Here is a 17090-nt window from a genome sequence, read left to right on the forward strand (position 1 = left end):
GTCAACACCGTCGGCTAACACGCGGCCAGATCCGCGAGGCGTTCAAGATCTACCTCGGCAAGACGGCTCCGTCCACGGTGATCTGATTCAGACGCGCACCGCGGCGACCGTCGACAACGTCCACGTACGCCCGATCTCAGGCTCAGCTGCGTGCACCACGATGTCGGCCCACTGCCCTTCCCGGACGTCCACCCGGCACCCCAAGCCAGTTCAGCCAGATCCCTATGAACGACTCTGAACCCAAGCCGTTTCGCATCAATACCAGGAATAACTACTCTCGCCGTAAACACGCCCTCTATATCTCTCACCCGAACGAGGAGTCCTTTCAACAGCCCAGAATTCCCGCAAGGGCAGCGGGCATCGTCTCCGAGGGCAGGGCACCCAGGGAACGGCGGGAGGCTATATGGAACAGGCCCTCAACAAGCGGCAGCAGGCCGTGCTCGGCTGGGTGGGCCAGGGGTGTCCCGACGGAGTCTGGCCAGACAGCACGTACAAGACCAGCGGACAAGCCCTGCATAACCGAGGGCTCATCAAGGTCACCAAACGCCGCGGGCATTGGAGCGCCCACCTCACCGAGAAGGGGCGGCAGCATCTCATCGAACGCGGCATCCGCCCCGTGGAGCAGAGCACCCGACCGCCGGAGCGCCCCGCCCGAAAACCGGCACCGCCGCACCCCCGAGCCGTGCCGAAGGCCCTTGCGAACTACGCGGACCAGCTACTCGATGAACTGGCCGTTGCGAACGACGGCTGTCTCATCAAGCCCATCGAATCCGGCCCGCACGCGGTGAATTGGGCGTCACGGGTCAACGCCGCCCGCAAGTCCGGCAAGATCCCCCACACGCAGGAAATCCACGGATACCGCACCCACCGCGGCTACGAGATCAAGCTGGTCGAAATCCCTGCCTGGCGCCTCGCGGAACTCACCCCGCTCCCTGTGCCGGCCAGGCTCACCAAACCCCATGCCGTCGTGGCCGCCCTCCAAAAGCAACCGCAGCCCATGGGCCTGACCAAACCCCTCCAGGGCCGAGCCCTGCGCATCATCCAAACCCTTATCACCGCCACCACAGCCCAAGGCCACAAGGCATCGCTCGGAACCACACAAGGCGCGCCCCCGCCCCATCGGCGCCGCAAGGCACCACCGCACTTCTCCATCACCGCCCAAGGCGAAAGTGTCGGATTCCTCGTCCTCCAAGAACAGGACCGCAGCGAACACGTCCCCACAGACAAGGAACTCGCCGACGCCAAGAAGTACTCATGGATGCGTATCCCCCGCTTCGACTACACCCCCTCCAGCCGCCTACGCTTCATACTCCGCGGCGGCAGCCCGCACCGTGCAAGCGAATGGGCAGATCTCCCCGACCGGCCTTTGGAAGAACAACTCGCCGAGATCGTGCAAGAGGTCGGCCTCCGCGGCGAAGCCGCGGAGCGCAAACGCCTTGCAGACCAGAAAGCCAGAGAGGAAGAGCGGAAGCGCTGGGAAGCCGCCATGCAGGAAGCCCGCGCCGCCTACGCCCACGCCTACCGCGTCAAACACCTTGGAGAACAGGCAGCCGCCTGGTACCAGGCCAGTCGTCTGACCGAATACATTGCAGCAGTAAGCGACCACGCCACATCACTGCCGCCCGGGCAGGAGCGGGCCGAGATCGAGGCGTGGCTCGAGTTCGCAGACGCGCACCTCCAACACCTCACCGAATCGGTCTCCGCACCGAAACTGCCCACACCGCCGAAGCCCAGCGGCGACGATCTCAAGCCCTTCCTCGGCCACTGGAGCCCCTACGGGCCCCGCTCATACTGAGCCTTGGCTACGCCAGCGACCTACGGAATTCACCAAGGTGCGGAAGAGCAGCAACATAGCGGTGGACCGCCGGTTACCGAAACCGGTGATCCACCGAATACTGGTAGCTCCACCGCCACTCACTGACGCAGCCGCCGAAAGGCAGGAAGCGGACCAGGGGAAATCACACCGCCACGAGCCGGACCCGCTCGCCGCACAGCTTGGCCATGTCGTCAATATCGGAAGTCAGCATGACCACGGGACGGTGCTGTCGCAGCGCCGCCTCGGCGACCGCCGCATCGATCGCGTACTTGTGCCCGTGCAACCCGGCATTCATCAGCAACTTCGAGGCCGCCCTCGCCTCCTCGTCACCTACCGGGACGACCCGCAGCCCGGAAAGCACCCAGTTCAGGCGTGACTTGTTCGTACGCGCGTGGACGGCCTCGATGATGGTGAGCGCACTGATCACGACCTCCATGCCGCGCGACCGCGCCTCAGCGATCAGGGCCACCACCTGCTCTTCGTCAGCGAGCAGCTTCGAGAGCCCCTCGCTGTCGAGGACCAGCGTCCCCTCGTGACTCAGCCTGCGGCGGGCCACTCGGCCTCCTCGGCGAACACCTCGTCGAAGACCTGCCGCGCCCGATGACGAGCCGGCTCAGAGACCGGCCCCTTGCGGCTCTCGTAGTCCGCCAGGTACTCGTCCAGGACCTGCCCCCGCAACTCACGCTCAACCGCCTCGGCGATGAACGCGGAGAACTCCCGCTTCCCCACCCGCGCACGGATCGCCTCCGCGGTCCCCTCCGGCAGCGACAGGCTCACCCGCGTCGCCGGCCCTTCCCCGATGCTGTACGTCGTCTCAGCCATGCCTCCGATTGTGTCAAACGAGTAGGAAAACTGCCACGGCCGGAATTCACGCGCCTCCCAGGGGCGTGAAGAAGGCGTGTGGGTGAAGCCACTCCCACCCACCCTCATATCGGGCAGATCGCTGCCCGAATCCCAGCACGGGCACCCTCATCCCACCCCAGCACCATCCCAGCACGGTACGGATGACCAGGGATGACGACAGATCACGAGGGGTCAGCTATCCCAGCACCATCCCAGCACGTGAAAAAACCAAGGGCCCGACCCCGAAGAGCCGGGCCCTCTCTGACCTGCATGTTTGCCAGATCAGCGACGTGGCGATACGTCACCCACTACACATTGAAGCGGAACTCCACCACATCCCCGTCCTGCATCACATAATCCTTGCCCTCCATGCGTGCCTTGCCGGCTGCGCGTGCGTCCGCTACCGAGCCGGTTTCGACCAGGTCTTCGAAGGAGATGACCTCGGCCTTGATGAAGCCCTTTTGGAAGTCGGTGTGGATGACGCCGGCTGCTTCGGGGGCCGTGGCGCCCTTCTTGATGGTCCAGGCGCGGGTTTCCTTGGGGCCGGCGGTGAGGTAGGTCTGCAGGCCCAGGGTGTTGAAGCCGACGTGGGCGAGGGTGGCGAGGCCGGGTTCTTCCTGGCCTACGGACTGGAGGAGTTCGAGGGCCTCGTCCTCGTCGAGTTCGGCGAGGTCGGCTTCCAGTTTGGCGTTGAGGAAGATGGCCTCGGCGGGGGCGACCAGGGCGCGCTGTTCGGCCTTGAAGTCGTCGTCGGTCAGCTCGTCCTCGTCGACGTTGAAGACGTAGAGGAAGGGCTTGGTGGTGAGGAGGTGCAGGTCGTGCAGGAGTTCCTCGTTGCCGGAGCCCTGGACGATGCCTGCCGAGAAGAGGGTGTCGCCCTTCTCCAGGATCGCCTTGGCCTCCTCGACCGCCTTGACCTTCGGTGCGATGTCCTTCTTGATGCGCGACTCCTTCTGGAGGCGCGGGAGGACCTTCTCGATGGTCTGGAGGTCGGCGAGGATCAGCTCGGTGTTGATGGTCTCGATGTCGTTCTTGGGCGAGACCTTGCCGTCGACGTGGACGACGTTCTCGTCCTTGAAGGCGCGGATGACCTGGCAGATCGCGTCGGACTCGCGGATGTTCGCCAGGAACTTGTTGCCCAGGCCCTCGCCCTCGGAGGCGCCGCGGACGATGCCCGCGATGTCGACGAAGTCGACGGTGGCCGGGAGGATCTTCTGGGAGTCGAAGATCTCGGCCAGCTTGGCGAGGCGGGTGTCGGGGACACCGACGACGCCGACGTTGGGCTCGATGGTGGCGAACGGGTAGTTGGCCGCCAGCACGTCGTTCTTGGTCAGGGCGTTGAACATGGTCGACTTGCCGACATTCGGCAGACCGACGATTCCGATCGTGAGCGACACGGTGGCGACTTCCCGGAGAGTGGACTGGGCGGCGGTATGTACGAGCGGGCCCGCGGGGGACCGGTCGTCCAGTCTACGGGGAGGGGCGAGGGGAGGGAGAAGGGGAGACGGCAGGGCGGCCGCGGAGGGGGTTCGCAGGGCACGAGGGTGGGTATGCGTACGCTGCGTTACGGCCGTGGGGTGATTTGTACGCCGAATGGTCCGGTCAGGTCAGTCAAAACGCGTGTCCTGTAACCGATTAATCCCACTTAGCGGCCTACCGTTGCCGAGTGGAGCAACACAGAGCGCGCAGCCCCCAGCACAGTCCGCCCCGGGCCGGCCGTCCGGCAGCGGGCCAGGACGCACGGCTCCCCCGCCCCGCGGAGGCCGTGCCGCCGAACGCTCCGGGTGCCCGGGACGCCCGGGATGCCCTGAACGCGGCGGGCACCCCGGGAGCCCCGCGGGCCCCAGGCGCCCCGCGCGGTCCGGGCAGTCCGGGCGGTCCGGGCGGATTCGGTGAGGAGAGTTCGACCGTCTACCGGGTCCGCGCGCGCCGGCGCGGGCCGCTGGCGCCACTGGCGGCGGCGGCCGAGCGGCTGCCCGCGCCCCGGCTCACCGGCCTGGGCTGCGGCCTGTTCGGCACCCTCGCCCTCTTCGTCTTCGCCTTCCTCGACCGGCTGCTGTTCGGCGGGGCGCCGGCGGTCTACGGGGGCTTCTTCGTCCTGGTGAGCGTGTGCGCCGGCCTGTGGGTACGGCCGTACGACCTGATCACGGCCCCGGTCGCGCTGCCCATCGCGTACACCCTCGGAACCGTGCCGATCAGCCACAACACGGGCGGGTTCGCCGGGCTGCTGATGGGCGTCTTCACGGTGATGGCGACGCAGGCGGGCTGGCTGTACGCGGGGACGCTGGCGTGCGCGCTGATCGTCGCCGTACGCAAGGCGGCGGCTTTCGCGCGGCGGCAGGCCGAGCGGCACGCGCAGCGGCAGGCGGCGCGTGCGTCGGGCCGGGCGCCCTCCCGGGGGCAGGCCGCGGGCAAGGCGCCTGCGCCGGGCGCGGCGCAGGAGCGCGTGCGCCGGCGGGTGGAGCAGGGGCCGGGTCCGGGGCCGGGGCAGCGTCCGGGACTGGGTCAGGGCGCGCATCACCCCGGCCGCGGTCTGGGACAGCCCGCCGGTCAGCGGGCGGGTCAGGTCAGGGATCGGCCGGCCAGCCGACCTGCGACGTAGCGGCGTCGGTTTCGGCAGCGGGGCCGGTGGACACCGGGCCCGCCGACGCGCCTGCGCCGGCGGGGGCCGCCGCACCGTCCCGGGACGCGGCCCGTGCGGCCATCGCGGCGCCCACGATGCCCGCGTTGTTCTGCAGCTGGGCGGGCACGATCTCCGCCCGGATCCCTTCGATCAGCGGCAGGAACTTCGCCGCCTTGCGGCTGACGCCGCCGCCGATCACGAACAACTGGGGTGTGAAGAGCATCTCCACGTGGGCGAGGTACTTCTGCACGCGGTGCGCCCACTGCTGCCAGCTCAGGTCCTCGTCGTCCTTGACCTTGGTGGACGCGCGCTTCTCGGCGTCGTGACCGTGCAACTCCAGGTGGCCCAGCTCGGTGTTGGGCACCAGTGCGCCGTCGGAGAAGACGGCGCTGCCGATGCCGGTGCCGAAGGTGAGCACGATGACCGTGCCCCGGCGTCCCTTGCCCGCGCCGAAGTGCATTTCGGCCAGGCCCGCGGCGTCGGCGTCGTTGAGGACCGTGACCGGGCAGCCGCCGGTCCCGCCGCCGAGGCGGCCGGCCAGCAGCGCGGCGGCGTTCCGGTCGACCCACGCCTTGTCGACATTGGCTGCCGTACGGGTGACGCCGTCGGTCACCACGCCGGGGTACGTCGCGCCGACCGGGCCCGACCAGCCGAAGTGCTCCACGACCTGCTGGACGCAGTCCGCGACCGCGTCCGGGGTCGACGGCTGCGGGGTCAGCACCTTGTAGCGCTCGTCGGCCAGGTCACCGCGCTCCAGGTCCACCGGAGCGCCCTTGATGCCCGACCCGCCGATGTCCACACCAAAGACCTTCATGCCTAGAGGCTAGGCGTGGACGGGCCGGTTCACCCCTCGACTTCGCCCTTTGGCTGTGCTGTGGGGGCTTCGCCCCGGTCCGGACCCAGGGCCCGGCCCCGGGCTCGGCCCCGGGCGGCCCCCGGGCTCAGCCCTCGGTGGCGGACTTCGCCTCGGAGCGCAGGTCGCGGCGGAGTTCCTTCGGCAGGGAGAAGGTGATGGACTCCTCGGCGGCCTTGACCGTCTCCACGTCCTCGTATCCGCGCTGGGCGAGCCAGTCCAGTACGCCGTGCACCAGGACCTCGGGGACGGAGGCACCGGAGGTGAGGCCGACGGTGGTCACGCCCTCCAGCCAGCTCTCGTCGATCTCCTCCGCGCCGTCGACCAGGTGGGCGGCGCGGGCACCGGCGCCGAGGGCGACCTCGACGAGGCGGACGGAGTTCGAGGAGTTCTTCGAGCCGACGACGATGACGAGGTCGGCCTCGGCGCCCATCTGCTTGACGGCGATCTGGCGGTTCTGCGTGGCGTAGCAGATGTCGTCGCTGGGCGGGGAGAGGAGGTTGGGGTAGCGGCCCTTGATGGCGTCGACCGTCTCCATGGTCTCGTCGACCGAGAGGGTGGTCTGGGAGAGCCAGACGACCTTGTCCGGGTCGCGGACCTCGATGTTCGCCACGTCTTCGGGGCCGTCGACGAGGGTGATGTGGTCGGGGGCCTCGCCGCTGGTGCCGATGACCTCTTCGTGGCCCTCGTGACCGATCAGGAGGATGTCGAAGTCCTCCTTGGCGTAGCGGACGGCTTCCTTGTGGACCTTGGTGACGAGCGGGCAGGTGGCGTCGATGGTGGCCAGCTTGCCCTGCTTGGCCTCGTCGTGGACGGCGGGGGCGACGCCGTGCGCGGAGAAGATGACGATGTTGCCCTCGGGCACCTCCGCCGTCTCCTCGACGAAGATCGCGCCCTTCCTCTCCAGCGTCTTGACGACGTACTTGTTGTGGACGATCTCGTGGCGCACGTAGACGGGCGCGCCGTACTGCTCCAGGGCTTTCTCGACGGCGATCACGGCACGGTCCACGCCCGCGCAATAGCCGCGGGGGGCGGCGAGCAGCACCCGGCGGCGGTCCTCACGCGGTGCGGCGTCTCCTTCCGGAGCGGCGGCGGGCGACGGGCTGGGCGTAGCAGCAGTCATACGATCCATCGTACGGGGCCGACTTCACGGTTCGTGATGCCGCCGGGAGCGGACGGGGCGCGCGTCGCGACGGGGGCGCGCGGATGGCGCGTCACGCGGGCGCGGGCGTGGCTCCGCGCTCCGTACCCCACACCCCCGTCCCCCTCTTGGCGCGTCCACACCGTCCGGGACGCGGCCTTGCCCGAAGCTGGGAGACAGCCGACGATCATCGTCGGCCGTTCGTCCCCCGCTGGAGTGACCGTCATGAGCGCACCGTCCGAGCCGCCGCCGCCCTCCCCGCCGTCCCCGCCGTCCCCCGGCACCGCCGCGGGGAGCGGCGCGTCCGCCGCGCCCGGCGGCGGCGGGCTCCGGCGCACACTGTCCTTCCGGGACCTGGTCGTCTACGGGCTGCTGTTCATCGCCCCGATGGCGCCGGTCGGGATCTTCGGCACACTCCAGGCCAAATCGCACGGCGCGATCACCCTCGTCTACGTGGTGGCCACCGTCGCGATGGCCTTCACCGCGTACTCGTACGCGCAGATGGTGCGGGTCGCGCCGCAGGCCGGGTCGGTGTTCACCTATGCGCGGGCCGGGCTCGGCGACGGGGCGGGCTTCGTCGCGGGGTGGATGGCGATGCTCGACTATCTGCTGATCCCGGCGGTGGCGTACCTCTTCTCCGGCATCGCCATGCACGCGCTGGTGCCGTCCGTGCACCAGTGGGTGTGGACGGCGCTCGCGGTGGTCGTCACCACGCTGCTGAACCTCCTGGGGGTACGCACGGCGGCGGTGGCCGGCTTCGTGGTGCTGGCGATGGAGCTCGTGGTGCTGGTGGTCTTCGTGGTGGCGGCGGTGTGGGTGCTGGTCACGGACGGGGCGCAGCGCGGCTGGTCGGCGCCGCTGACCGGCGAAGGGGCGTTCTCCATGAGCGCGGTGCTGGCCGCGGTGTCGGTCGCGGTGCTGTCGTACCTGGGGTTCGACGCCATCGCGTCGTTCGTGGAGGAGGCGACGGGGGGTGGGGTGCGCGTGGCGCGGGCCGTGCTGGCCTGTCTGGTTGTGGCGGGGGTGCTGTTCGCCGTGCAGACGTACCTGGCGGCGCTGCTGGCGCCGATGTCGGCGGCGGAGCTGGCGGACAAGCCCGCCGAGCAGGGCGACGCCTTCTATACGACGGCGAACGCGGCCGCCGGGGAGTGGCTGCAGAAGCTGGTGGCGGCGAGCAAGGCCGTCGGGGCGGCGTTCGCGGCGCTGGCGGGTCAGGCGGCGGCCGGGCGGCTGCTGTTCGCGATGGCGCGGGACCGGCGGCTGCCGGGTGCGATGTCGAAGGTGGACGCGGGCAGCGGGGTGCCGCGGCGGGCACTGCTGGGGGCCGCGGTGGTGACGCTGGTCGCGGCGGTGTGGGCGGCCCGCCGCGACGACGGGCTGGACCACCTGTCCTCGATCGTCAACGTGGGCGCGCTGACCGCCTTCGGGCTGCTGCACGCTTCGGTGATCGGCTGGTTCTGGGTACGCAAGCGGGCCGAGCGGCCGAGCGTCCTCAAGCACGTGCTGGTGCCGGTGCTGGGGCTGGGGGTGGTGGCCGCGGTCGTGGTGGAAGCCTCCGCGACCGCGCAGACCGTCGGCGCGGTCTGGCTGGCGGTGGGGCTGGTGGTGCTGGGGGTGCAGTACGGGCGCCGACGGGGCGGGGCGGCGGGGAGCTGAACCCCGGCTGAACCCGGCTGACCTCGACCGCTCCCGGCTGACCCCAACTGACCCCGGCCGGCCCCGGCCGCTCCCAGCTGACCCCGGCTGCCCCGGCTGACCCCGGCCGCTCCCAGCTCACCCCGGCCGATCCCGCCTGCCCCCGACTGCCCCCGGCTCCCGGTTTTCTCTCTTCCCCCTCCCGCGTCCGACCCCGGCTCTTCTCCGCTCCGCCGGGCGTTGTCAGTGCCGGGCTATACGCTCGTGGCATGAGTGTGAGGACGTCTGCGGAGGCGCCGATCCCCGTCGGCGAGGTGTCGCGGCTCATCGGGGGGTGGATCGACCGGCTGGGGGCCGTCTGGGTCGAGGGGCAGATCACCCAGCTGTCCCGGCGGCCGGGCGCCGGGGTGGTCTTCCTGACGCTGCGCGATCCGTCGTACGACATCTCGGTGAGCGTGACGTGTTACCGCCAGGTCTTCGACAAGATCGCGGACGTGGTGAGCGAGGGCGCGCGCGTCGTCGTGCACGCCAAGCCGGAGTGGTACGCCCCGCGCGGCCAGCTCTCGCTGCGGGCCGCCGAGATCAAGCCGGTGGGCGTCGGGGAGCTGCTGGCGCGGCTGGAGCAGCTGAAGAAGTCCCTCGCCGCCGAGGGGCTGTTCCGGGCGGAGCGCAAGCGCGGGTTGCCGTTCCTGCCGCAGCTGATCGGTCTCGTGTGCGGCCGGGCCAGCGCCGCCGAGCGGGACGTCCTGGAGAACGCCCGGCTGCGCTGGCCGGCGGTCCGCTTCGAGGTGCGCAACGTACCGGTGCAGGGGGTGCACGCGGTGCCGCAGGTGATCGAGGCGGTCAAGGAGCTGGACGCGCTGCCCGAGGTCGACGTGATCATCGTGGCGCGCGGCGGCGGCAGCGTCGAGGATCTGCTGCCGTTCTCGGACGAGCAGCTGGTACGGGCCGTGGGCGCGGCCCGTACGCCCGTCGTCTCCGCGATCGGCCACGAACCGGACTCGCCGCTGCTGGACCTGGTCGCCGACCTGCGCGCCTCGACCCCGACGGACGCGGCGAAGAAGGTCGTACCGGACGTCGGCGAGGAGTCCGCACGCATCCAGCAGCTGCGGGAGCGGGCGCTGCGCGCGGTCAGCGGCAGCCTGGACCGCGAGGAGCGGGGCCTGGCGGCGGCCCTGAGCAGGCCCTCGATGGAGCGGCCCCACCGGATGGTCGAGGAGCGCGAGGACCAGGTCACGGCCATGCTGGAGCGCGGCCGGCGCACCCTGGGGCATCTGCTCGACCGCGCCGACTCGGAGCTGTCGCACACCCTGGCGCGGGTCGTCGCGCTCTCCCCCAAGGCCACCCTGGAGCGCGGCTACGCGGTGCTCCAGAAGCCGGACGGGTCGGCCGTGCGCTCCCCCGGCGAGGTCGCGCCGGACGACGAGCTGCGGGCCCGGGTCGCCGAGGGCGAGTTCCGGGTACGGGTGTCCGGCACGGCAGCCGATGGACGGGAGCCCGGCACAGTGTCCGACGGACGGGCGTCCGGCACGGCGTCCGATGTCACACCCCCGGATTAGGCTGGGAGCCATGGCTAAGGCGAAGACGGACGACACGGTGGCGGACGGCGCGGCGGACGCGGCGCAGCCGGAAGGTTCCGCGCTCGGGTACGAGCAGGCCCGTGATGAGCTGATCGAGGTCGTCCGCAGCCTGGAGGCCGGCGGGACCACGCTGGAGGAGTCCCTCGCGCTCTGGGAGCGCGGCGAGCAGCTGGCGAAGGTCTGCCGCCGCTGGCTGGACGGAGCGCGGGCGCGGCTGGACGCGGCGCTGGCGGAGGAGGAAGAGCCCGGGGAGGGCGGGGAGGCGGCCGGATAGCGGTCGCCTCGCGTACGTCGGCACCTCACACCCCGGCCCTCCGGACCGCCCCACGCCCCTGCCCGCGGACCGCCCCACGACCCCGTCCGCGAACCGCCCCTTGTGAATCGGGTCACGATTCCCCCGCATTAGTTGAAACTTAATCTACCTTGGTTACAGTTGATGACGAACACGGAAAATCACCGACCCATGAGGTGCCCTATGTCTCTCGCTCTCGACGCCGCCGCTCAGGACCTCCTCTTCCGCGAGGCCCAGACCGCCAACACGTTCACGGACGAGCCGGTGACCGACGAGCAGGTGCAGGCCATCTACGACCTGGTGAAGTTCGCTCCCACCGCCTTCAACCAGTCGCCGCTGCGCATCACGATGGTCCGTTCCGAGGACGCCCGTGAGCGCCTGGTCAAGCACGCGATGGGCGCCAACGGCCCGAAGACGCTGAGCGCGCCGCTGACCGTGGTCCTCTCCACGGACCTCGACTTCCACGAGAAGCTGCCGACCCTGTTCCCGCACGCCCCGGGCATCAAGGACGCCTACTTCTCCGAGCTGGCCGCCCGCGAGGTCGCCGGCGTCCAGAACGCGACGCTGCAGGCCGGCTACTTCATCGTCGGCGTCCGCGCGGCGGGCCTGGCCGCCGGCCCGATGACCGGCTTCGACTTCGCCGGCATCGACAAGGAGTTCTTCGGCGACGGCAAGCAGAAGTCCTTCATGGTCATCAACCTCGGCAAGCCCGGCACCGACGCGTTCTTCCCGCGCTCGCCGCGCCTGGGCTTCGACGAGGCCGTCACCACCGTCTGATCCGGCCGGGGGTCCGGGGGTCGCCCCCGGACAGACACAGCCCGCGCTCGCCGCGCCTGGGCTTCGACGAGGCCGTCACCACCGTCTGATCCGGCCGGGGGTCCGGGGGTCGCCCCCGGACAGACACAGCCCGCGCTCGCCGCGGCTGGGCTTCGACGAGGCCGTCACCACCGTCTGAGCCTGCGCGCCCACACACGACGAGGCCGCCGCACCCACCCCGGGTGCGGCGGCCTCGTCGTACACGTCCGGCGCGGCCGGCGCACCGACCGGCGGCCGGTCAGTCCTTCTTCGACTCCAGGGACGCCGCCAGCTCCGCGAGCCGTCCGTACGGCGCGGTGCCGGTGAGGACGGTCGTGACGCCCTCCTCCTCGCGCACCAGCGCGCGGTACTTCTCGCCCTTGTAGCGGTCCCACTTCACGCCGCCGACGGCCTGCTTGCCCGCGGCCTTCTCCGCGCCCAGCGTGACGTCCTGGACGAACTTCTTCGCGGGCGCGTCGCTCTGCTCCAGCGCCGCGTACTCCTGCTCCGGGTCGAGGAAGCCCAGGTGCCAGGCGCCGCCCTTGCCGGCGTTGCTCGCCTTGTACGCGACGGAGGTGGCGCGCCAGCCCTCGGGCAGCCCCTTGGGCGCGGCGACCGGGTACGGCGCGGCGCGCCGGGCGGTCGCGACCTCCACGCGGTAGTCGACCGTCTTGACCGCGTTCACCTCGGCGGACCTGCTGTCGTTGTGCGGGATGAAGACATAGATGCCCGCGACGAGGGCGCCGATCACCGCCATCGACAGGACCATGTCCCGAACCGTCTGCTTGCCTCGCATACCTGCCACGCCTCTATGGTCCCCCATCCCCGGCTCCGCGCGGACGCGGCCCCTGCCGTGCGCCGGCCCGCCCGCGCCGTACGGGGACACGCCCATACCGCACCTTGACGCCGCTCATGCGTAGGGCCCACTGCTCATTTTGGCGGCCTAACGATAAAGTCATACCCACCCTCACCATTCCGGCCGTCGCCGTACAGAAAGGTGCGCTCGATGACCGAGCATCATCTGCCGTCCCAACTCGAGGTCAGCCCCGAGGCTCCCGACCGCAACCTCGCCCTGGAACTGGTCCGGGTGACCGAGGCCGGGGCCATGGCTTCGGGCCGCTGGGTCGGGCGCGGCGACAAGAACGGCGCCGACGGCGCCGCCGTCAAGGCCATGCGCGCCTTGATCCACACCGTCTCCATGAACGGCGTCGTGGTCATCGGGGAGGGCGAGAAGGACAACGCCCCGATGCTCTACAACGGCGAGCGGGTCGGTGACGGCACCGGCGCCGAGTGCGATGTGGCCGTGGACCCGGTCGACGGCACCACCCTGACCGCCAAGGGCATGGCCAACGCCGTCTCCGTGATGGCCGTCGCCGAGCGCGGCGCCATGTTCGACCCGTCCGCGGTCTTCTACATGGACAAGCTGGCGACCGGCCCCGAGGCCGCCGACTTCGTCGACATCACCGCGCCGGTCGGCGTGAACATCCGCCGGATCGCCAAGGCCAAGAAGTCCGCCGTCGAGGACGTCACCGTCGTCATCCTGGACCGGCCGCGCCACGAGGGCCTGGTCAAGGAGGTGCGGGAGGCCGGCGCCCGGATCAAGTTCATCTCCGACGGCGACGTGGCCGGCGCCATCATGGCGGCCCGCGAGGGCACCGGCGTGGACCTGCTGCTGGGCATCGGCGGTACGCCGGAGGGCATCATCGCCGCGTGCGCCCTCAAGTGCCTGGGCGGCACCCTTCAGGCCAGGCTGTGGCCGAAGGACGACGACGAGCGGCAGCGCGCGATCGACGCGGGGCACGACCTGGACAAGGTGCTGCAGACCGACGACCTGGTCCGCGGCGACAACGTCTTCTTCGTCGCCACCGGCATCACCGACGGCGACCTGCTGCGCGGGGTGCGCTACCGCGCCGAGACCGCCACCACCTCGTCGCTGGTGATGCGCTCCAAGTCCGGCACGATCCGCCGGGTCGACTCCGAGCACCGGCTCTCCAAGCTGCGCGCGTACAGCTCGGTCGACTTCGAGCGCCCCAGGTAGCCGACGGCGGCTCCGGGCGCCCCGGCCGACGGCGGCGCACACCAACGCGCGGGCCGGGACTCCGCCGTCTTCCTCGGCGGGGTCCCGGCCCGTCACGCGTGCCGGACGCACCGGCCGCTCAACCGGTGGCCTGCATACGGGCCGAGCGCTGCAGCTCGGTCTCCCGGCGCCGGCGGCGGGCCAGTACGACCCGGCGTTCGGCGGCGGTCAGGCCGCCCCACACTCCGTAGGGCTCCGGCTGCACGAGGGCGTGCTCCCGGCATTCGATCATCACCGGGCAGCGGGCACAGACCCGCTTGGCGGCTTCCTCCCTCGCCAGGCGCGCGGCGGTCGGCTCCTTGGACGGTGCGAAGAACAGGCCCGCCTCGTCACGGCGGCACACCGCCTCCGCGTGCCAGGGACCGGCCTCTTCGCGAGAGGGAACCCGCTGGGGCGGAACAACTGCGGTGTCCTGCAGAGGCTGATGCGGTAGCAGCACGGTCTACTCCTGACGACGGCTTCGGCGAAGAGTCACCCTTGCCCGTCTCGCTGCGCACGACTTTTCGCACCCCGCAGCCGTACGAGAGACGATGCACCAGCCCTACCCGCTGTACGCGTGCTTATGCACACGGTTGCGAACGGTCCCCGAGCAGTGCGGATCCAGGGCCGGACCGGACCGGAGGGTCGCCGTCCGGTCGCGTCGGCCATGGCGGTCCCCCGCCCCTTCACAGCTCCATTGCAGCCACTGTGTGCCCCTCCGTCACCCCCGTCACGTCTGTCGGCCCGGTCAGTCGCGACGGCCGCCGTGCAGCCGCCCGTGCCGCTCGCGGCGCTCGTCCCGGTGGTGTTCGTGCGCCGACCGGCGCTCGTCGCGCCGCTGCTCCTGCCATGCGCGCCGTACGTCGCGCAGGTCGTCACGCAGGTCGCGGAGCCACTTGCCGCGCTTGGGCTTCGCCTCGACGCTGCCGAGGACCGCGTACCCGTTGACGTGGACGACCGGCGCGTCGGCTTCCAGCGACTCGTTCGTCTCGACCTCGAAGGAGCCGAGCACACCGGAACCGCTGCTGCGCAGCGTGACGTTCTCCGGCACCCGGATCTCCACGCTGCCGAAGATCGAGGTGGCGTTGATCCGGACCTGCTGCTGCTGGAAGATCCCCTCGGTCAGGTCGATCTCCACGCTGCCGAAGACGGCGACCGCGTTGATCCGGCCGGGCACCCGCCAGCGGCCCTTGCGGGTCGAGGCGCTGAAGATCGCGACCAGGTTCTGGTCCGGCAGCGCGCCGCCGGGCTCCGGCCCATACGCGGCGGCCGCGGGCCGGGGCCCGGGGGCGCCGGCCTCCGCGGGCAGATCCCGTACCAGCGGCTCCAGTTCACCCATGGTCTTGGCGCGGTAGACCAGGTCGATGCGCTCGGAGTGCTCCTCGGCGTCCAGCCGTCCCACCGCCAGCGCCTCGCGCAGGATCTCCGCGATCCGGTCCCGGTCGGCGTCGGAGGCCCTCAGCTCGGCCTCGGCCACGGGTTTGGTCAGGTTCACCGGCTGCTGGGCTCGCTTGGCGAGCGACGATTCGTCCACGGGAGGCAGACTACCGAAACGCGATAGATCGCGACTAGGGGACGCGCGACCCCGGCGGCATTCCAGGTGAGCCTTACCTCACAGCGGCGACCGGGAGCAGGGGTTCTACGCTGGTCGGGCGCTGCCGCAGATGTCAGCCGATAACCACCGCCCAGTGAGGAATGGCCCTGATGTCCCCCGTCTCCCACCCAGACCGCCCGGCATTCGCCTATACCGACCTGCTCCCCGTAGGCGAGGACAACACCCCCTACCGCCTGGTCACTTCCGAGGGTGTGAGCACCTTCGAGGCCGACGGGCGCACGTTCCTCAAGGTCGAGCCGGAGGCGCTGCGCAAGCTGGCCGCCGAGGCGATGCACGACATCTCGCACTATCTGCGACCGGCCCACCTCGCCCAGCTGCGCCGCATCCTGGACGACCCCGAGGCCTCCGCCAACGACCGCTTCGTGGCGCTGGACCTGCTGAAGAACGCGAACATCGCGGCGGCGGGCGTGCTGCCGATGTGCCAGGACACCGGCACCGCGATCGTCATGGGCAAGCGCGGCCAGAACGTGCTGACCCCGGGCGGTGACGAGGAAGCGCTCTCCCGCGGCATCTACGACGCGTACACCGAGCTGAACCTGCGGTACTCGCAGATGGCCCCGCTGACCATGTGGGACGAGAAGAACACCGGCTCCAACCTGCCGGCCCAGATCGAGCTGTACGCCACCGACGGAGGCGCGTACAAGTTCCTGTTCATGGCCAAGGGCGGCGGCAGCGCCAACAAGTCCTTCCTCTACCAGGAGACGAAGGCCGTCCTCAACGAGGCGAGCATGATGAAGTTCCTGGAGGAGAAGATCCGCTCGCTGGGCACGGCCGCCTGCCCGCCGTACCACCTGGCGATCGTCGTCGGCGGCACCAGCGCCGAGTACGCGATGAAGACCGCGAAGTACGCCTCCGCGCACTACCTGGACGAGCTGCCCGCCGAGGGCTCCCCCACCGGCCACGGCTTCCGGGACAAGGAGCTGGAGGAGAAGGTCTTCGAGCTGACGCAGAAGATCGGCATCGGCGCGCAGTTCGGCGGCAAGTACTTCTGCCACGACGTACGCGTGGTCCGCCTGCCCCGGCACGGCGCGTCCTGCCCGGTCGCCATCGCCGTCTCCTGCTCGGCGGACCGCCAGGCCGTGGCCAAGATCACCGCCGAGGGCGTCTTCCTGGAGCAGCTGGAGAAGGACCCGGCACGCTTCCTGCCGGAGACGACCGAGGCGGAGCTGACCGAAGGCGCGGGCCCGGACCTCGACGCCGTACGCATCGACCTGAACCACCCGATGGACGACATCCTGGCCGAGCTGACCAAGCACCCGGTCAAGACGCGGCTGTCGCTGACCGGCACGCTGGTCGTCGCCCGTGACATCGCACACGCGAAGATCAAGGAGCGGCTGGACGCGGGCGAGGAGATGCCCGAGTACCTCAAGAACCACCCGGTGTACTACGCGGGCCCGGCGAAGACCCCCGAGGGCTACGCGTCCGGCTCCTTCGGCCCGACCACGGCCGGCCGCATGGACGCCTACGTCGAGCAGTTCCAGGCGGCGGGCGGCTCGAAGGTCATGCTGGCCAAGGGCAACCGCTCCCAGCAGGTCACCGCCGCGTGCAACGCGCACGGCGGCTTCTACCTGGGCTCGATCGGCGGCCCGGCGGCGCGCCTGGCGCAGGACTGCATCAAGAAGGTCGAGGTCCTCGAATACGAGGAGCTGGGCATGGAGGCGGTCTGGCGGATCGAGGTCGAGGACTTCCCGGCGTTCATCGTCGTGGACGACAAGGGCAACGACTTCTTCCAGGACCCGGCGCCCGCTCCGACCTTCACCAGCATTCCGGTGCGGACCGCCTGACGTCCGTACGGCCTCGTCAGGGGGTACGCCCGTCCCGTACCGCCTGACGGACGAAAC

16 protein-coding genes are annotated in these 17090 nt (G+C 70.6%); 8 read left to right on the plus strand and 8 right to left on the minus strand.

Annotated elements, in window-relative coordinates; genetic code table 11:
- Nucleotides 1-403 precede the first annotated feature (403 nt).
- Nucleotides 404-1795, plus strand: coding sequence for a hypothetical protein (locus tag A6A06_RS42510; RefSeq protein WP_242440542.1), 1392 nt, complete (start codon nucleotides 404-406; stop codon nucleotides 1793-1795).
- Between the two features lie 163 nt (nucleotides 1796-1958).
- On the opposite strand, the gene A6A06_RS03495 is transcribed toward A6A06_RS42510, so the two are convergent.
- The 3 genes from A6A06_RS03495 to ychF all read right to left on the minus strand — a co-directional run bounded on the left by A6A06_RS03495 (nucleotide 1959) and on the right by ychF (nucleotide 4056).
- Nucleotides 1959-2372, minus strand: coding sequence for a PIN domain-containing protein (locus A6A06_RS03495; RefSeq protein ID WP_037661709.1), 414 nt, complete (start codon nucleotides 2370-2372; stop codon nucleotides 1959-1961).
- Nucleotides 2354-2638: a hypothetical protein gene (locus A6A06_RS03500; RefSeq protein WP_073758619.1), complete on the minus strand. Its 285-nt coding sequence runs from the start codon at nucleotides 2636-2638 to the stop codon at nucleotides 2354-2356. Before A6A06_RS03500 ends, A6A06_RS03495 begins: the two co-directional genes overlap by 19 nt.
- Before the next feature lie 329 nt (nucleotides 2639-2967).
- On the minus strand, nucleotides 2968-4056 hold the full coding sequence (gene ychF, locus A6A06_RS03505; RefSeq protein ID WP_073758621.1) for a redox-regulated ATPase YchF: 1089 nt from the start codon (nucleotides 4054-4056) through the stop codon (nucleotides 2968-2970).
- 269 nt (nucleotides 4057-4325) lie between these two features.
- Between ychF and A6A06_RS41420 the strand changes: the two genes are divergently transcribed.
- A complete protein-coding gene (locus tag A6A06_RS41420) occupies nucleotides 4326-5261 on the plus strand; it encodes a DUF6542 domain-containing protein (RefSeq protein ID WP_199930657.1) in 936 nt (311 codons plus the stop codon).
- Here the strand turns inward: A6A06_RS41420 and ppgK are convergent.
- Nucleotides 5227-6096, minus strand: coding sequence for a polyphosphate--glucose phosphotransferase (gene ppgK, locus A6A06_RS03515; RefSeq protein WP_073758625.1), 870 nt, complete (start codon nucleotides 6094-6096; stop codon nucleotides 5227-5229). The genes A6A06_RS41420 and ppgK overlap by 35 nt on opposite strands.
- 127 nt (nucleotides 6097-6223) lie before the next feature.
- Complete coding sequence (locus tag A6A06_RS03520; RefSeq protein ID WP_073758627.1) at nucleotides 6224-7267, minus strand: 4-hydroxy-3-methylbut-2-enyl diphosphate reductase; 1044 nt, start codon at nucleotides 7265-7267, stop codon at nucleotides 6224-6226.
- 234 nt (nucleotides 7268-7501) lie between these two features.
- Between A6A06_RS03520 and A6A06_RS03525 the strand changes: the two genes are divergently transcribed.
- The 4 genes from A6A06_RS03525 to A6A06_RS03540 all read left to right on the plus strand — a co-directional run bounded on the left by A6A06_RS03525 (nucleotide 7502) and on the right by A6A06_RS03540 (nucleotide 11560).
- Nucleotides 7502-8932 carry an APC family permease gene (locus tag A6A06_RS03525; RefSeq protein WP_199930658.1) on the plus strand — a complete coding sequence of 477 codons (1431 nt, stop codon included), beginning with the start codon at nucleotides 7502-7504 and terminating at the stop codon, nucleotides 8930-8932.
- A gap of 248 nt (nucleotides 8933-9180) precedes the next feature.
- A complete protein-coding gene (xseA, locus tag A6A06_RS03530; RefSeq protein ID WP_073758629.1) occupies nucleotides 9181-10470 on the plus strand; it encodes an exodeoxyribonuclease VII large subunit in 1290 nt (429 codons plus the stop codon).
- A gap of 10 nt (nucleotides 10471-10480) precedes the next feature.
- Nucleotides 10481-10765 (plus strand): exodeoxyribonuclease VII small subunit, encoded by a 285-nt coding sequence (locus A6A06_RS03535; protein WP_242440543.1) that lies wholly within the window; start codon nucleotides 10481-10483, stop codon nucleotides 10763-10765.
- Between the two features lie 201 nt (nucleotides 10766-10966).
- Nucleotides 10967-11560 carry a malonic semialdehyde reductase gene (locus A6A06_RS03540; RefSeq protein ID WP_073758631.1) on the plus strand — a complete coding sequence of 198 codons (594 nt, stop codon included), beginning with the start codon at nucleotides 10967-10969 and terminating at the stop codon, nucleotides 11558-11560.
- Between the two features lie 277 nt (nucleotides 11561-11837).
- Here the strand turns inward: A6A06_RS03540 and A6A06_RS03545 are convergent, their stop codons facing one another.
- Complete coding sequence (locus tag A6A06_RS03545) at nucleotides 11838-12374, minus strand: DUF4245 domain-containing protein (RefSeq protein ID WP_073758633.1); 537 nt, start codon at nucleotides 12372-12374, stop codon at nucleotides 11838-11840.
- Nucleotides 12375-12584: 210 nt separating this feature from the next.
- On the opposite strand from A6A06_RS03545, the gene glpX reads away from it, so the two are divergent.
- Nucleotides 12585-13616 carry a class II fructose-bisphosphatase gene (gene glpX, locus A6A06_RS03550; protein WP_073758635.1) on the plus strand — a complete coding sequence of 344 codons (1032 nt, stop codon included), beginning with the start codon at nucleotides 12585-12587 and terminating at the stop codon, nucleotides 13614-13616.
- A 118-nt stretch (nucleotides 13617-13734) separates the two neighbouring features.
- Here glpX and A6A06_RS03555 read toward each other — a convergent pair whose 3' ends face one another.
- Together A6A06_RS03555 and A6A06_RS03560 are read right to left on the minus strand one after the other, a co-directional pair.
- Nucleotides 13735-14094 (minus strand): WhiB family transcriptional regulator, encoded by a 360-nt coding sequence (locus A6A06_RS03555; protein WP_073758637.1) that lies wholly within the window; start codon nucleotides 14092-14094, stop codon nucleotides 13735-13737.
- A 288-nt stretch (nucleotides 14095-14382) separates the two neighbouring features.
- The gene (locus A6A06_RS03560; RefSeq protein WP_199930659.1) at nucleotides 14383-15168 is read right to left on the minus strand and encodes a DUF1707 SHOCT-like domain-containing protein; all 786 of its coding nucleotides are present in this window, start codon (nucleotides 15166-15168) and stop codon (nucleotides 14383-14385) included.
- Nucleotides 15169-15338: 170 nt separating this feature from the next.
- On the opposite strand from A6A06_RS03560, the gene A6A06_RS03565 reads away from it, so the two are divergent.
- Entirely contained in the window at nucleotides 15339-17033 is a 1695-nt protein-coding gene (locus tag A6A06_RS03565; RefSeq protein WP_073758639.1) for a fumarate hydratase, read from the plus strand.
- Nucleotides 17034-17090: the final 57 nt, after the last annotated feature.

The organism is Streptomyces sp. CB02923 (genome assembly GCF_001905005.1).
Classification (GTDB): domain Bacteria; phylum Actinomycetota; class Actinomycetes; order Streptomycetales; family Streptomycetaceae; genus Streptomyces.

Bases quoted from the DNA above. Each gene is read 5' to 3' on its own strand.
- A6A06_RS42510 (WP_242440542.1), top strand. From the start codon at position 404: ATGGAACAGGCCCTCAACAAGCGGCAGCAGGCCGTGCTCGGCTGGGTG.
- A6A06_RS03540 (WP_073758631.1), top strand. From the start codon at position 10,967: ATGTCTCTCGCTCTCGACGCCGCCGCTCAGGACCTCCTCTTCCGCGAG.
- A6A06_RS03545 (WP_073758633.1), bottom strand. From the start codon at position 12,374: ATGCGAGGCAAGCAGACGGTTCGGGACATGGTCCTGTCGATGGCGGTG.
- xseA (WP_073758629.1), top strand. From the start codon at position 9,181: ATGAGTGTGAGGACGTCTGCGGAGGCGCCGATCCCCGTCGGCGAGGTG.
- glpX (WP_073758635.1), top strand. From the start codon at position 12,585: ATGACCGAGCATCATCTGCCGTCCCAACTCGAGGTCAGCCCCGAGGCT.
- A6A06_RS03500 (WP_073758619.1), bottom strand. From the start codon at position 2,638: ATGGCTGAGACGACGTACAGCATCGGGGAAGGGCCGGCGACGCGGGTG.
- A6A06_RS03520 (WP_073758627.1), bottom strand. From the start codon at position 7,267: ATGGATCGTATGACTGCTGCTACGCCCAGCCCGTCGCCCGCCGCCGCT.
- A6A06_RS03565 (WP_073758639.1), top strand. From the start codon at position 15,339: ATGTCCCCCGTCTCCCACCCAGACCGCCCGGCATTCGCCTATACCGAC.
- ppgK (WP_073758625.1), bottom strand. From the start codon at position 6,096: ATGAAGGTCTTTGGTGTGGACATCGGCGGGTCGGGCATCAAGGGCGCT.
- A6A06_RS03525 (WP_199930658.1), top strand. From the start codon at position 7,502: ATGAGCGCACCGTCCGAGCCGCCGCCGCCCTCCCCGCCGTCCCCGCCG.
- A6A06_RS03535 (WP_242440543.1), top strand. From the start codon at position 10,481: ATGGCTAAGGCGAAGACGGACGACACGGTGGCGGACGGCGCGGCGGAC.